Annotated in this window: 13 protein-coding genes; 5 read left to right on the plus strand and 8 right to left on the minus strand. The window is 73.7% G+C overall.

Annotated features, from left to right (window positions below; all coding sequences use genetic code 11):
• The first annotated feature begins 6 nt into the window (after positions 1–6).
• Positions 7–1,278, plus strand: a complete 1,272-nt coding sequence (locus U874_RS0109970) for a MalY/PatB family protein (protein WP_029988176.1) — start codon at positions 7–9, stop codon at positions 1,276–1,278.
• Entirely contained in the window at positions 1,275–2,726 is a 1,452-nt protein-coding gene (locus tag U874_RS0109975) for an O-acetylhomoserine aminocarboxypropyltransferase/cysteine synthase family protein (protein WP_025134399.1), read from the plus strand. Before U874_RS0109970 ends, U874_RS0109975 begins: the two co-directional genes overlap by 4 nt.
• Before the next feature lie 183 nt (positions 2,727–2,909).
• On the opposite strand, the gene panB is transcribed toward U874_RS0109975, so the two are convergent.
• The 7 genes from panB to U874_RS0110010 all read right to left on the minus strand — a co-directional run bounded on the left by panB (position 2,910) and on the right by U874_RS0110010 (position 8,371).
• The gene (gene panB, locus U874_RS0109980; protein ID WP_025134400.1) at positions 2,910–3,758 is read right to left on the minus strand and encodes a 3-methyl-2-oxobutanoate hydroxymethyltransferase; all 849 of its coding nucleotides are present in this window, start codon (positions 3,756–3,758) and stop codon (positions 2,910–2,912) included.
• A gap of 3 nt (positions 3,759–3,761) precedes the next feature.
• A complete protein-coding gene (panC, locus tag U874_RS0109985) occupies positions 3,762–4,643 on the minus strand; it encodes a pantoate--beta-alanine ligase (RefSeq protein ID WP_025134401.1) in 882 nt (293 codons plus the stop codon).
• A complete protein-coding gene (locus tag U874_RS0109990) occupies positions 4,640–5,482 on the minus strand; it encodes a DUF2520 domain-containing protein (protein ID WP_025134402.1) in 843 nt (280 codons plus the stop codon). Before U874_RS0109990 ends, panC begins: the two co-directional genes overlap by 4 nt.
• 8 nt (positions 5,483–5,490) lie before the next feature.
• Complete coding sequence (locus U874_RS0109995; RefSeq protein WP_232755912.1) at positions 5,491–6,639, minus strand: UDP-N-acetylmuramate dehydrogenase; 1,149 nt, start codon at positions 6,637–6,639, stop codon at positions 5,491–5,493.
• Positions 6,640–6,698: 59 nt separating this feature from the next.
• Positions 6,699–7,127, minus strand: a complete 429-nt coding sequence (locus U874_RS0110000) for a MaoC/PaaZ C-terminal domain-containing protein (protein ID WP_025134404.1) — start codon at positions 7,125–7,127, stop codon at positions 6,699–6,701.
• Entirely contained in the window at positions 7,124–7,606 is a 483-nt protein-coding gene (locus U874_RS0110005) for a MaoC family dehydratase N-terminal domain-containing protein (RefSeq protein ID WP_025134405.1), read from the minus strand. Before U874_RS0110005 ends, U874_RS0110000 begins: the two co-directional genes overlap by 4 nt.
• Before the next feature lie 132 nt (positions 7,607–7,738).
• Complete coding sequence (locus U874_RS0110010) at positions 7,739–8,371, minus strand: DUF937 domain-containing protein (protein WP_025134406.1); 633 nt, start codon at positions 8,369–8,371, stop codon at positions 7,739–7,741.
• Between the two features lie 208 nt (positions 8,372–8,579).
• Here U874_RS0110010 and U874_RS0110015 point away from each other — a divergent pair, with 208 nt between their 5' ends.
• The gene (locus U874_RS0110015) at positions 8,580–10,346 is read left to right on the plus strand and encodes a biotin carboxylase N-terminal domain-containing protein (protein WP_025134407.1); all 1,767 of its coding nucleotides are present in this window, start codon (positions 8,580–8,582) and stop codon (positions 10,344–10,346) included.
• A gap of 127 nt (positions 10,347–10,473) precedes the next feature.
• Here U874_RS0110015 and eis read toward each other — a convergent pair whose 3' ends face one another.
• Complete coding sequence (gene eis / locus U874_RS0110020) at positions 10,474–11,742, minus strand: enhanced intracellular survival protein Eis (protein WP_025134408.1); 1,269 nt, start codon at positions 11,740–11,742, stop codon at positions 10,474–10,476.
• Between the two features lie 130 nt (positions 11,743–11,872).
• Here eis and U874_RS0110025 point away from each other — a divergent pair, with 130 nt between their 5' ends.
• The gene (locus U874_RS0110025) at positions 11,873–13,243 is read left to right on the plus strand and encodes an MFS transporter (protein WP_025134409.1); all 1,371 of its coding nucleotides are present in this window, start codon (positions 11,873–11,875) and stop codon (positions 13,241–13,243) included.
• 99 nt (positions 13,244–13,342) lie between these two features.
• Complete coding sequence (locus tag U874_RS0110030; RefSeq protein WP_025134410.1) at positions 13,343–14,332, plus strand: LLM class flavin-dependent oxidoreductase; 990 nt, start codon at positions 13,343–13,345, stop codon at positions 14,330–14,332.

The raw sequence follows: 14,332 nt of genomic DNA on the forward strand, positions 1-14,332 counted from the left end.
GGGCGCATGACTGAGGCCGACTGTTCGCACCCCTCCGAGGTGGATCCCGCCGGTGTGCCCTTCGCGGAGCTCGCCCCGGCGCGGCTGCGCGCCGAGCGCACCAGCCTCAAGTGGACCCGCTTCCCCGCCGACGTGCTCCCGCTGTTCGTCGCCGAGATGGACTTCGCGCTCGCGCCCGAGATCCGGGACGCCCTGATCGGCCGGATCGCCGCGTCCGACACGGGCTACCTCGACGGTCCCGGGCCGCTCGCCCCCGCCTTTGCGGGCTTCGCGAGCCGCGCGTGGGGCTGGGAGATCCCGCACTCGCGCGTGTTCCTCGCGACCGACGTGGCCACGGGTGTCGTCGAGTCGCTCCGCGTCGAGGGTGAGCTGCGGCGGCGGCAGGAGGCGGCGGGCGGACCGGCGCCGAGCGGCCGGATCGTGGTGCCCACACCCGTGTACCCCGGCTTCTTCGAGATGCTCGAGGAGCTCCCGTACGAGATCGTCGAGGTGCCGCTCGCGGCGGCGCCGGGAGACTCGGGGCTGCGCCTCGACCTCTCAGCGATCGAGCGCGCCTTCGTCGCGGGCGCCGACGCCTTCCTGCTCTGCAACCCGCACAACCCGCACGGCCTCGTCCACCGGGAGGAAGAGCTCGCCGAGCTCGCCCGCCTCGCCGCCGAGCACAGCGTCTGGGTCGTGTCCGACGAGATCCACGCACCGCTCACCCACGCCGGCGAGACCTTCACGCCGTTCGCCCCGCTCGCGGCCGCGGCGGGCGCCCTCGCCGTGACCACCACGTCCGCCAGCAAGGGCTGGAACCTCGCGGGCGCGAAGTGCTCCGTGATCGTTGCCGCGGACGAGCGGAGCGAGGAGGCACTCCGTTTGCTGCCGCCCGAGACCGTGACGCGCGCCAGCATCCTCGGCCTCCACGCAGGGGTCGCCGCGTTCACCGCGGGCGAGGCCTGGCTCGGCCGCGCGATCGCCCAGATCGAGGCGAACCAGGCGCTGCTCGCCGAGCTCGTCGCGGAGCGCCTGCCCGGGGTGCGCCTCACTCCCGCGCGGGCGGGCTATCTCGCCTGGCTCGACTTCCGCGGCGCCGGGCTCGGCGACGATCCCTACCGGCGGATCCTCGACGACGCACGCGTCGCCCTCAACGATGGCGCGTTCTTCGGCGCGGGCGGGGCGGGGCACGTGCGCCTCAACCTCGCGTGCGCCCCCGACACGATCCGCGAGGCCGTCACCCGCATCGCGGCGATCCTCCCGCGGCACGCAGCAGCAGAACAGGAAGGGCGGGCATGAGCACCGAGCATGAGACCAGGGCCCCGGCCGCACCCGTCACCGACTGGGCGGGCTTCGACTTCGACACGCGGCAGGTGCACGCCGGCGCGTACCCGGACCGGAACTCGGGGCTCCGGGTGCCGCCCATCGCACTGTCCGCCGGCTACGTCTTCGACAGCTTCGACGATCAGGTCGATCGCTTCGCGGGGCGCGAGCTCTGGCGCGGCGGCATCGGCCTCACGCGCGGCGCAGACCCCGCGGCTGGCGTCGCGGCTGGCGTCGACGGCGCTGCCGAGGATCCGCTCGGTGTCGGCGAGCCCGCGCCCATCTACTCGCGCCAGGGCAACCCGACGAACGCCGTCGCCGAGGACCGGCTCGCGTCGCTCGAGGGCGGCACGGCTGCGGTGGCCGTCTCGAGCGGGCAGGCCGCGATCTCCTCAGCGCTGTTCGCGATCGCGCAGGCGGGCGACCACATCGTCTCCACCGCGTCGATCTACGGCGGCACCCGGATCCTCTTCGGCCGCAGCTTCAAGCGCTTCGGGATCGAGGTCGACTACGTCTGGGACGCCGACGACGACGCCGAGTGGGAGCGCGCGATCCGTCCCTCCACGAAGGCGATCTACACCGAGACGATCCCGAACCCGCGCAACGACGTCACCGATCTGCGCAGGATCGCCGCGGTCGCGGCGCGCCACAACCTCCCCCTCGTGGTCGACAACACCGTGGGCACCCCCGCGCTGATCCGTCCCTTCGAGCACGGCGCCAGCATCGTGGTGCACTCCACGACGAAGTTCCTCACGGGGCACGGCGCGGCCGTCGGCGGGGCCATCGTGGACGGCGGCACCTTCGACTGGGAGGCCGCCGATCGGGCCGGCCGGAGCTTCCCGCTCGTCACCGCGGCGCCGCGCCCCGGGCTCGGCTCGCTCCTCGACCGCTTCGGCGATCGCGCCTACGCGCGCGCCGTGCGCGAGGCTGTCGTGAACGACATCGGCCCCTCGCTCTCGCCCTTCACGGGCTTCCTGCTGCACCAGGGCATGGAGACGCTGTCCCTGCGCATGGGGCGCCACGTCGACTCCTCGCTGCGGATCGCGGCGTGGCTCGCGGAGCAGCCCGAGGTGGAGTCCGTCGACTACGCCGGGCTGCCGTCGAACCCGCTGCACGCGATCGCGGAGCGCGACTACGCCGGCCGCACGGGCTCCGTGTTCGGGGTGACCGTGCGCGGGGGCGTCGACGGGGCGCGCGCGTTCGTCGACGGGCTGCGCGTGTTCTCGCGCATGACCGGCATCGGCGACACCCGCTCGATGATCATCCACCCGCTGAGCTCGACGCACGCGACGTTCGCGCCCGAGCTGAACGAGCGGCTGGGCATCACGCCCGGGCTGCTGCGCCTCTCGATCGGGCTGGAATCGGCGGACGACCTGATCCGCGACCTGCGCGGCGGCCTCGACTGCGTGGGGCGGCGCGGGTAGACCCGCGCCCCGCTCCGCGCCCGGGCCCGCGCCCGTTCCAACCGCGCCCGCTCCCCGCTCCGCCCGCGCCCCGCTCCACCCCGCTCCCCAAATCCGGTCGAGTTTGATCCGGTATCGGGGGCGAATAGCGGATCAAAGTCGCCCCGATTTGGGGAGCGGGGCGGGAGCGGGCGGGCGGGCAGGCTACCGCCCGGCGAGAGCCGCGCGGGCGGCCGCGACGGCCTCCGGGCTCGCGGCGTAGCCGTGCTCGGGCCCGGGGAACGCGGCCGACCGCACCTCCCCCGCGTAGGCGGCGATCGCGGCCGTCGTGTCGGCGCCGATCGTGCCGTAGGCCTTCACGAACTTGGCCGTGCGCCCCTCGGTGACGCCGAGCAGGTCGTGGAGCACGAGCACCTGGCCGTCGGCCGGGCCGGCACCGATCCCGATCAGCGGGATGCTCACCGCCTCGCGCAGCACCTCCGTGATCTCGGACGGCACCGCCTCGACCACGAGGCAGCACGCGCCCGCCGCGGCGACGCCGATCGCCTCGCGGACGAGCCGCTCCGCGCTCTCGGTGGTGCGGCCCTGGGCGCGGAGCCCGCCGAGCGCGGTGGCCGTCTGCGGGGTGAGCCCGATGTGCCCCACGACGGGGATCCCGGCCGCGACGATCGCGCGGATCCGGCTCAGCCGCTCCGGGCTGCCGCCCTCGAGCTTCACGGCGTCCGCGCCCGCCTCCTTGACGAAGCGGATCGCGGTGGCGACGGCCTGCTCGTCCGAGAGCTCGGTGGTGCCGAACGCCACGTCGCACACGACGAACGCGGTCTCGGTGCCGCGCCGCACGGCGCCCGCGAGGACGAGCAGCTCATCGGTCGTGATGGCGACCGTCGAGTCGTGGCCGAGCACGACCTGCGCCCCGGAATCGCCGACGAGCACCATGTCGACGCCCGCGCGCTCGGCGGCGCGCGCTCCCGGGTAGTCGTAGGCCGTCACCATGACGATGGGCTCGCCCGCGGCGCGCATCTCGTGCAGGCGGGGAATCGTGATCTTCGGCACGGGTCACTCCTTCGTGTCAGCGGTGCGCGGCGAGGCGGGCACCAGCTCGGTGTTGTCGATGAGGCGCACGGCGCCCACCCGCGCGGCGATCGCGCAGAGCACGGGGCCCGTCACCTCGCCCACGGGGGCGAGGTGGTCGGGGGTGACGAACGCGAGGTACTCCGGGCGGATCCCCGCGGCGTCGAGGATCGCGTCCGCCGCACGTGCGAGTGCCGAGACCCGCGTCTCACCGCGGGCGACGGCCTCCGTCACGGCGTCGAGCGCGCGCGGGATCGCGAGCGCCTGCTCCCGCTCCGCCGCGCTCAGTCGCACGTTCCGGCTCGAGCGGGCGAGCCCGTCGGCGTCGCGGGAGGTGGGGCAGGCGACGATGCGGGTGGGGATCCCGAGGTCCGTCACCATGCGCCGCACGACGAGGAGCTGCTGCGCGTCCTTCTGCCCGAAGTACGCGGCCTCGGGGCGCACGGCGAGGAGCAGCTTGGCCACGACCGTCGCGACGCCGTCGAAGTGGGCGGCCCCGCGCTTGGCGCCCTCGAGGGTCTCGGTGAGCGGACCGGCGAGGTGCACGGTCGTGGCGAACCCTGCGGGGTAGAGCTCGGCGGCCTCGGGCGCGAAGATCAGGTCGACCCCGGCGGCCTCGGCGAGCGCGGCGTCGGCCGCCTCCTGTCGCGGGTACCCGTCGAGGTCGGCGGCCTCGGTGAACTGCGTGGGGTTCACGAAGATCGAGAGCACGACCACGTCGCTCTCCGCCCGCGCCGCGCGCACGAGCGACAGGTGGCCCTCGTGGAGCGCGCCCATGGTCGGCACGAAGCCGTGCCGGATCGCGCCCTCCGCGCGGCGGGCATCGAGCTCGGAGCGCAGCTCGGCGATGGTGCGGATGATCCTCATCGGGACTCCTCGGGGATGTCGGGGGAGGCACAGGCCTCGGGCGAAGTTGGGGGCGCGGGCGGCGCAAAGGCCTCGGGCGACGCAGGGCTGACCGCTGTCGGAGCAGGTGCCGGGGGCGCACCGGCGGTGCGCCCCCGGCGCGCCGCCGCGAGCGCCCGCGTCGTGTCGGCGAGCGCGTCGAAAAGCGCGAGCTCGGCGGGCAGCCGCTCGGCGACCGCCGCGCGCTGCCGCGCGACCGTGCTCTCGTCGCCGCGCGCGATCGGACCGGTGAGCGCGGCCGGGGCCCCGCGATCGGCCCAGTTCTCGAGTGCCGCGCGGGCGAGCGGCGCGAGGGCCGCACGTGGCACCCCGGCAGTGGCCGCGAGCCGCTCCGCGGTCCACTCGAGTGCGACGAGCGCGTTCGCGGCGAGGGAGGCCGCCGCGTGGTAGGCGGCGCGGTCCCCCTCGGCCACGCGGAAGGCCGTGAGCCCGAGCACGTCGGCGAGACGCTCGGCGACGCCGCGAGCCCGCGCGCTGCTGCCGTCGATGGCGGCGTGCGCTCCGGCGAAGCGGGTGTCCGGGCCGGTCACGCTGAGCAGCGGGTGGAGGCTGAAGGCCTCGTGCGGGGCGAGCGGGGCGAGGCCCGTCATCCCGGAGAGGTGGCCCACGATCGGGCCGGGGAGGATCCCAGAAGCGGCGTCCGCAATCGCTGCATCGGGCACCGCGAGCAGCACGACGTCGGCCCCGGCGCCCGTGGCCCCGCGCCCGAGCGGGCCGTCGATCTCGAGCCCGGGATCGGCGCGCAGCCCGACCGACAGCGCCGCGCCCATGCGGCCCGCCCCCACGATCTGGATCCGCATGCGCTGCGCTAGAGCTCGAGCCCGTAGAGGTTCGGCTCGGGGACGAGGATGACGCCGAACTCCTGCTGCACGCGCTGCACGATGAAGCGCCCGAGCTCGGCCACCTGCGCGGCCGTCGCCCCGCCGCGGTTCGTGATGGCGAGCGTGTGCTTCGAGGAGATCGCGGCGCCCGAGCCGGGCAGGCGGAAGCCCTTCGGAACGCCGGCGTGCTCGATCAGCCAGGCCGCGGAGAGCTTCACCATGCGCTCGGGAGCGGGCTGCGGGGCGGCGATCTGCGCCCCGGCCGCGAGGTCCTCGAAGCTCACGACGGTGTCCGCGGGCTCGGCGGCGCTCACGGGGAAGCGCGGGGCGTCCTCGGGCAGCGTGCGGGCGAAGCGCTCGGTGACGATCGGGTTGGTGAAGAAGGATCCCGAGCTCCACGAGTCGTGGTCCGCCGCGTCGAGCACCATGCCCTTCGCCGCGCGGAGCCGCAGCACCGAGTCGCGCAGCACGCGGATCGGTACGCGCGCGCCCGGCTCGACGCCGAGGGCGGTCGCGAGCTGCGCGTAGCGGACGGGGGCTTCGGGGGCGCCGGGATCCGTTTCGGGGTGGCCGTGGCGCCCGCGCGGGGCCGCGGCCGCGGGGCCTGCGGCGCGCTCGAGCACGAGGTCGATCGACACGACGACCCCCTCGAGCCCGCGCTTGATCACGGAGTCGCGGTAGCCCAGTTCGAGCTCGGCGGCCGTCATCGTGCGCGGCTCGCGCGATCCGGAATCGAGGAACTCGATCGAGTGGAGCACATCGGCGAGCTCCTGCCCGTACGCTCCGATGTTCTGCACGGGGGCGGCCCCGGCGAGGCCGGGGATCCCCGAGAGCGCCTCGATGCCCGCCCAGCCGCGGTCGACGGCGGTCGCGACGAGCCCGTCCCAGTCCTCTCCTGCGGCGACGCGGATCCGGATCCGGGTCTCCGGGAGTTCGGGATCCGGGATCTCCGCGATGCCGCGCGTGCGCACGAGCAGGACCGGGCCGGGGAACCCGTCGTCGTGCACGACGGTGTTCGACCCGCCGCCGAGCAGCAGCCACGGTGCGCCGTCGCGCCAGAGCTCGAACGCGTGCGCGATCAGCTCCTCGCGGTCGGCGGCGACGAGGATCCGCTCGGCCGGGCCGCCGACCCGCATGGTCGTGAGCTCGGCGAGCGGGGTGCCGTCGCCCACCTCGGGCGCAGCCGCGGCAGGGATCACGCGAACGCCGCCACGAGCTGGGCCTTGCCCAGGACGGTCGCGCCGTCGAAGACGACCTTGAGGTCGATCCGCGCGGTGCGCGCCTCGGCATCGAGCGCGCCGATCGTCGCGGTGACGGTCACGACGGCGCCGGCCTCGGCGTCCACGGGAACGGGACGGGTGAAGCGCGACTGGAAGTCCTGCACCCAGCCGGCCGCGCCGAGCCAGTCGGCCGCAACCGCGCCCGCAGCGCCCATCGTGAGCATGCCGTGCGCCAGCACGCCGGGGAGGCCGACGGAGCGGGCCACGTCGTCGCGGTAGTGGATCGGGTTGAAGTCGCCCGAGGCGCCCGCGTAGCGCACGAGGCGGTCGCGGGTGAGGCTCAGCTCGCGTTCGGCGACCACGTCGCCCACGGTGAGCTCGGCGAACACGGGTGCGGCGCTCACGCGGCGTCCCCCTCTCCGGGGCCTGCGGCCTCATCGGGCTCGGGCGCGCGCACCACGAGCGTCGAGATCGCGGTGACGACGTGCTCGCCGTCCGCGTCGGTCATCGCGCTCGATGCGGTGACCATCGAGTGGCCGCCGAGCTGCTTGACCGCGGTGATCGTGAGCGTCGCGGTGACTTCGTCGCCCGCGACGAGCGGGCGGGAGTACGTGAAGCGCTGATCGCCGTGCACCACTCGGGAGAAGTCCACCCCCGCCTCGGGGTCGGCGAGGAGCTGCGCGAGCGTCGCCTCCTGGACCACCACGGGGAACGTGGGCGGCGCGACGACGTCGGCGTGCCCGGCGAGCCGCGCGGCCTCGGGGTCGAAGTGGACGGGGGACTCGCTCAGCACGGCGCGTGCGAACTCGCGGATCTTCTCGCGGCCCACGAGGTACGGCGCGGTCGGCGGGTAGACCCGCCCTTGGATTTCAGGATTCACCACCCGGCCAGTGTACAGTCGCGGGCTCACGGCGAGGTGGCGCTGCGGCGTCCGGGGGAAGACGCCGCGGTGCCGCACGCGGGAGCGCCCCGGGATCCGATGGGATCCCGGGGCGCTCCGTCGCGCGGGGCCGCGCTACTTCTTGCCGCCGAGGAGACCGCCCAGCAGATCGCCGAGGCCGCCGCCGCTCTGCGTGCCGCCGCCGCTGCCGCCACCGAGGAGACCGCCGAGCAGGTCGCCGAGGCCGCCGCCCGCGGCCTGGCCGCTCTGCTGCTGGCCGCCGCCGACGAGGCCGCCGAGCAGGTCGCCCAGCACTCCGCCGAGGCCGCCGCCGCCGTTCTGCGCGGCGACGGTGCCCTGCTGGCCGCCCATCTTGCCGGCGAGGAACTGCATCACGAGGGGTGCCAGCACGGGGAGGAGCTGCGGGATCAGGTTCGCGATCGCATTGTCGCCCGCCTGCTGGCCGAGCGCCTGGGCCACCTCGCCCTGCTTGTCGCCGAGCACGTGCTTCACGATCTTCTCGCCGTCGGCGGTGTCGATCGCGTTCAGCTCGACGGTGCCGGCCGCGGGGCGGTGGCCCGCGACGGCGCTCTCGAGCTTGGCGGCGCCCTCGGCGTCGCTCGCGTTGACCGCCATGCCGCCGATGAGGCCGGGCAGCGCCTGCTTCACCGCAGCGCCGATCGTGTCCTCGTCGACGCCGAACTTGGCGGCGAGCTCGCCGAGCGGGATGTTCTGGAGCAGGGAATCGAGATCAGCGTTCTGTGCCATGGGGTCTCCATCTGTTCGCGGCGTCGAGGACGGCGGCGGCGCGAGGCGCCGTCCGCACGCCTTCAGCGTACTGTCTGTGGACCCAGTGTGGAATACCCGTGGGCAGCCCCGCCGACACGCTGGGCCTGTCCGCTTCCGCAACGGAATTCCGAAAGGTTTGTGCCATATATCCAAGGAAGCGACCGCCTCCTCCAATAGGCTGGAGCCCATGTCCCGCATTCGTAAAGTGCTGATCGCCAACCGTGGCGAGATCGCCGTCCGCATCATCCGCGCCGCCGCAGACAGCGGCATCGCCTCCGTCGCCGTCTACGCCGATCAGGATCGCGATGCGCTGCACGCGCAGCTCGCCGACGAGGCCTACGCGCTCGGCGGCACCACGAGTGCCGAGACCTACCTCGTGATCGACAAGATCCTCGGCGTCGCCCGCCGCTCGGGCGCCGACGCGGTGCACCCGGGCTACGGCTTCCTCGCCGAGAACGCCGACTTCGCCCGCGCCGTCATCGCCGCGGGGCTCACCTGGATCGGCCCCGGCCCCGAGGCCATCGAGCGCCTCGGCGACAAGGTCTCCGCCCGCCACGTCGCCGAGAAGGTGGGCGCCCCGCTCGCCGCGGGCACGAGCGATCCCGTCGCCGACGCCTCCGAGGTCGTCGCCTTCGCCGACGAGGTCGGCCTGCCCATCGCCATCAAGGCGGCGTTCGGCGGCGGCGGCCGCGGCCTGAAGGTCGCGTACGAGCGCGACGAGATCCCGGAGCTCTTCGAGTCGGCCACCCGCGAGGCCGTCGCCGCCTTCGGCCGCGGCGAGTGCTTCGTCGAGAAGTACCTCGAGAAGCCCCGCCACGTCGAGACCCAGTGCCTCGCCGACCAGCACGGCAACGTCGTCGTCGTGTCGACGCGCGACTGCTCGCTGCAGCGCCGCCACCAGAAGCTCGTCGAGGAGGCGCCCGCGCCGTTCCTCACGGACGAGCAGAACGAGAAGCTCGTCTCCGCGTCGAAGGCCATCCTCAAGGAGGTCGGCTACGTCGGCGCCGGCACGTGCGAGTTCCTCGTCGCGAAGGACGGCACCGTGTCGTTCCTCGAGGTGAACACCCGCCTCCAGGTCGAGCACCCGGTCTCCGAGGAGGTCACGGGCATCGACCTCGTCCGCGAGCAGTTCCGCATCGCCGAGGGCGGCGAGATCGACTACGACGACCCCACGCCCCACGGCCACTCCTTCGAGTTCCGCCTGAACGGCGAGGATCCCGGCAACGGCTTCCTCCCCGCCCCCGGCCCGGTGACGCTCTTCAAGCCCGCCTCGGGCCCCGGCGTGCGCGTCGACACGGGCGTCACCTCGGGCGACGTCGTCTCGGGCGCGTTCGACTCGATGCTCGGCAAGCTCATCGTCACGGGCGCGACCCGCGAGGAGGCGCTCGAGCGCTCCCGCCGCGCGCTCGCCGAGTTCGAGGTGCAGGGCCTGCCCACCGTGCTCCCGTTCCACCGCAAGATCGTTAGCGATCCCGCGTTCACGGCCCCGGACGGGAAGTTCGGCGTCTACACGCTCTGGATCGAGACCGAGTTCGAGAACGACATCGAGCCGTGGGAGGGCGAGGTGCCGCCGATCGCGCAGGACGCGAAGCGCCACACCGTCGTCGTCGAGGTCGAGGGCCGCCGCGTCGAGGTCACCATGCCCGCGACGCTCCTGCCCCTCGTCGATCAGGACGTCACGCGCGGCCCGGCGCCGAAGCGCGCGAAGGGCGCGGGGGTCGCCACCGCGGCGGGCACCGGCGTCGCCGCGCCGATGCAGGCCACGGTCGTGAAGATCGCCGTCGAGGACGGGCAGACCGTCGCCGAGGGCGACCTCGTCGTGGTGCTCGAGGCGATGAAGATGGAGCAGTCGATCTACGCGCACCGCTCGGGCGTCGTCGCGGGCGTCGATGCCCCCGTCGGCCAGACGGTGCCGAGCGGCCACACGCTGCTCTCGATCGTCGACGCGGAGTAGCGCCGCCCGAGCGATCGGGTGCACACGAGGGCCGGGGGTGCGCAGCAGCGCGATGCACCCCCGGCCCTCGTGTACCCACTGCCGGAGCCAGGGCGGACCGGCCCCGCGGCGAGCCGCACCAGCCCGGTCAGAACACCCAGCTGGCGCCGGCCGCGACGGGCCACGACCACGCCGCGGCCGCGCGCGCGATCGCCTCGGGGGCACCGGACACAAGCCCCGCCTGCGCGAGCGCGCCGAGCGAGGTCGAGCCGAGGTGGACTGCGCCGAGTTCGCGGATGTCGAGCGAGATCTCCGCAGCCGCCTCGCTGCGCGTCACTTCGGCGTGCCCGAAGCCGTCGGCGACGACGCGCCAGCGCCCGGCGTTCTCCGGCAGGAGCTCGTCGCTCACCTCCAGCACGACGTCGACCGGGGCGGCGTAGCGCCGCTCGGCGAGCGCGCGCGGCAGATCGATGATCCGGATCCACTGCAGGTCCTCGGTGGTGGGCGTCGCGGCCCGGGCGTCCACGAGAAGCTGCGTGATCGGGTCGTCGCTCGGAAGCGGGCCCGCGACGACGCGCGCCATCAGGTCGAGGTCGAGCAGCACCGACCACAGACGGCGGCTCGCGGCGGCGTCGAGGCCGACGCAGTCGCGGAGCTGCACGGTTCCGTCCGGCACGTTGCGCTGCCACTCGGCCTTCCGCCGGAAGCGCGCGTAGCCGCGCACGGCACCCGCCGCGTCGCGCACGAGCAGCAGGCGCTGGGCCTCGAGTCCGCCGCGGAGCGGAGGCGCGTCCTGCGCGGTGTACGCGCGCAGCTCGGGCGTCTCCCACGTCACCCAGCCCGGGCGCCCGAGGCCAGCCGGCGCGTCGGCGTAGGCCGCGTGGAGCTCCGCGATCACGGGGCCGTCGCGCTCGGCATCCCACTCGCGGAGTTCGATCGCGAGCTCCTCGCTCCCCGGCACCTCCCGCAGCGCGGCGCCGCGCGGCACCGTGAGCGAGACCTGCTCGGAGGCGCGACCGTAGCCGAAGCGTCCATAGATCGCCGCTTCGGCCGCGTTCAGGCCGGAGATCGCCTCGCCGCGCGCGCGGCAGTCGGCGAAGTGGTGGCCGATCAGCGTGCGCAGGATGCCCTGCCGCCGGTGGCCGGGGTGCACGCCCACCCAGGTGAGCCAGGCGCCGGCCACGCGCGCGCCCGGAACCGGGAACCGCGCGAGCGAGTATGCGCCATACATGGCGACGAGCTCGTCGGCCTCGGTCGCCACCGCCCAGGTGCGGCCCCACGGGATGGGCGAGGCGAGCGGGAGCAGGTCGCTCACGGCGATCTCGCTGGGGAAGGCCCAGGCGTCGAGCCGCAGCACGTCTTCGAGGCGGTCGGCGGTGGCCAATTCGATGAGTCGGGTACCCAGGGGAAGCTGCATACACCTCAGTATCGCTGAAACTCCACCCATGTGAGGGGAGTCGCACGCACTCGGTTCGAAAACGTGTCCGGCGTGCCGTACACTGCTGAGCAACAGTGAAGTTTCTATAGTTGGACAAGGGCGTCAAATAATGGCACAGACCGCGGTATCCCCGGTGAGCACCCCAGCGGAACGGCGCAAGGTCGTCGCCGCCTCGATCATCGGCACCACCATCGAGTGGTACGACTTCTTCATCTACGCGTTCGCGGCGAACCTCGTGCTCGCGAAGCTGTTCTTCGAGCCCGCAGGCCCGGGCATGATGCAGATCCTCTCGCTCGTCACGATCGGCCTCTCCTTCCTGTTCCGCCCGCTCGGCGCGTTCCTCGCGGGCCACTTCGGCGACCGCCTCGGCCGCCAGCCCATGCTCGTGATCACCCTGCTCCTCATGGGGATCGCGACGGTCGGCATCGGCCTGCTCCCGACGTACCAGTCGATCGGGATCGCCGCACCGATCCTGCTCATCCTCTTCCGCATCCTCCAGGGCCTCTCCGCGGGCGGCGAGTGGGGCGGCGCCGTGCTCATGTCGGTCGAGCACGCCCCCCAGGGCAAGCGCGGCCTCTTCGGCATCTTCCCGCAGCTCGGCGTGCCCTTCGGCATGCTGCTCGCCTCGGCCATGCTCGCGCTCATGCGGGTGGTCGCGCCCGGCGACGCCTTCGAGGAGTGGGGCTGGCGCGTGCCGTTCCTGTTCTCGGTCGTGCTCATCGTGGTCGGCTTCATCATCCGCCGCACGGTGAACGAGTCGCCCGTGTTCGCCGAGATCGCCGAGACGAAGCAGCAGGAGTCCGCGCCGATCGCCCAGATCTTCAAGCAGCACCTCCCCCTCGTGATCCTGAGCGCGCTGCTCTTCGCCGGCAACAACGCCGTCGGCTACATGCTGACGGGCGGGTACGTCCAGGGTCTCGCCTCGCGTCCCACGGCCGACGGCGGGCTCGGCTACGACCCGGTGCAGGTGCAGCTCGCCGTGCTCACCGCCGCGATCGTGTGGGCCATCTTCACCTACCTCTCGGGGCCGCTCTCGGACCGCTACGGCCGCAAGCCGATCATGATCGTGGGCTGGATCGTGCAGGCCGCAGGCGTGATCCCGCTCTTCCAGTTCGTGTTCACGGGCGGCGTGCTGGGCGTCCTCCTCGGCACCTGCCTCCTCGCGATCGGCCTCGGCCTCACCTACGGCCCCGCCGCCGTCTGGTTCGCCGAGACCTTCCCCGCCTCGATCCGCTACTCGGGCATCTCGATCAGCTACGCGCTCGGCGGCGTGATCGGCGGCGCCTTCGCCCCGACGATCGCGCAGCTCCTGCTGCAGGCCTTCGGCAGCACGTGGGCGATCGTCGCGTACCTGCTCGTCATGACGGGTCTCGGCCTGCTGGCCTCGATCCTGCTCCGGGACCGCAGCAACATCCCGCTCGACCTCGAGTTCGAGCGCAGCGGCCAGTGGAAGACCTGGAACTCCGCGGCGCAGAAGTAGCCCGCTCCGCACGCAACGCGCGGCGGTCGGCCCCTCGGGGCGGGCCGCCGCGCGTCGTGTGTCCGGAATAGCCGCTCTGCCGCCCGCGTTGCACCCACCATGACGACGCTGCCCCCGCTCTCGATCCTGGATCTCGCCACCGTCGAAGCCGATGGGAGCATCGCCGACGCGTTCGCGCACTCCCGCGACGTTGCGCAGCTCGCCGAGGCGAGCGGCTACACGCGCATCTGGTACGCCGAGCACCACAACATGCCGTCGATCGCGTCGAGCGCGACGGCCGTGCTCATCGCGCACATCGCCGCGCACACGCGCAGTATCGGGCTCGGTGCCGGCGGGGTCATGCTGCCGAACCACTCCCCGCTCGTCATCGCGGAGCAGTTCGGCACCCTCGCCGAGCTGCACCCGGGCCGCATCCACCTCGGCCTCGGGCGCGCGCCCGGGAGCGACGGCGCGACGTTCCGCGCGCTCCGCCGCACCCACGAGGCGGCCGAGCGCTTCCCCGCCGACGTGATCGAGCTGCAGCGGTACCTCTCGGACGAGCTGCCGCGCACGGCCGTGAACGCCTACCCGGGGCGCGGCACGCGGGTGCCGCTCACGATCCTCGGCTCCTCGCTCTTCGGTGCACAGCTCGCCGCCCAGCTCGGGCTCCCCTACTCGTTCGCCTCGCACTTCGCCCCGCAGCTCCTCACCACTGCGGTGCAGCACTACCGCGCGAACTACACGCCGAGCCCCGAGCACCCGGAGCCCTTCGTGAGCGCGGGCGTCAACGTGGTCGCGGCCGCGAGCGACGCGGAGGCCGAGGCGATCTTCGCGCGCACCGAGCTCCACCGGGTGCGCACATTCCTCTCCCGCGGCCGGGAGGAGCCGCTCACGCTCGATGAGGCGGCGGGACTCCTCGACACCCCGGCCGGACGCGAGATCCGCGGCATGCTCCAGTACACCGCGATCGGCGGGCCCGAGCGCGTGCGCGAGGAGCTCGCGGCCTTCGCCCGGCACGCCGAGGTCGACGAGCTCGTCACGGTGCACGCGGCGCCCACGCGCGCGGAGCAGCTCGCCTCCGTGCGGATCGCCGCGCCTGCTGCGGGCTGA

The sequence above is a fragment of the Leucobacter sp. PH1c genome, from assembly GCF_000633415.1.
Lineage (GTDB): Bacteria > Actinomycetota > Actinomycetes > Actinomycetales > Microbacteriaceae > Leucobacter.

What these genes read in the sequence shown, in the direction of transcription:
- U874_RS0109970 (WP_029988176.1), top strand. Translation starts at nt 7, where the DNA reads ATGACTGAGGCCGACTGTTCGCACCCCTCCGAGGTGGATCCCGCCGGT.
- U874_RS0109975 (WP_025134399.1), top strand. Translation starts at nt 1,275, where the DNA reads ATGAGCACCGAGCATGAGACCAGGGCCCCGGCCGCACCCGTCACCGAC.
- panC (WP_025134401.1), bottom strand. Translation starts at nt 4,643, where the DNA reads ATGAGGATCATCCGCACCATCGCCGAGCTGCGCTCCGAGCTCGATGCC.
- U874_RS0109990 (WP_025134402.1), bottom strand. Translation starts at nt 5,482, where the DNA reads ATGCGGATCCAGATCGTGGGGGCGGGCCGCATGGGCGCGGCGCTGTCG.
- U874_RS0109995 (WP_232755912.1), bottom strand. Translation starts at nt 6,639, where the DNA reads ATGCGGGTCGGCGGCCCGGCCGAGCGGATCCTCGTCGCCGCCGACCGC.
- U874_RS0110010 (WP_025134406.1), bottom strand. Translation starts at nt 8,371, where the DNA reads ATGGCACAGAACGCTGATCTCGATTCCCTGCTCCAGAACATCCCGCTC.
- U874_RS0110015 (WP_025134407.1), top strand. Translation starts at nt 8,580, where the DNA reads ATGTCCCGCATTCGTAAAGTGCTGATCGCCAACCGTGGCGAGATCGCC.
- eis (WP_025134408.1), bottom strand. Translation starts at nt 11,742, where the DNA reads ATGCAGCTTCCCCTGGGTACCCGACTCATCGAATTGGCCACCGCCGAC.
- U874_RS0110025 (WP_025134409.1), top strand. Translation starts at nt 11,873, where the DNA reads ATGGCACAGACCGCGGTATCCCCGGTGAGCACCCCAGCGGAACGGCGC.
- U874_RS0110030 (WP_025134410.1), top strand. Translation starts at nt 13,343, where the DNA reads ATGACGACGCTGCCCCCGCTCTCGATCCTGGATCTCGCCACCGTCGAA.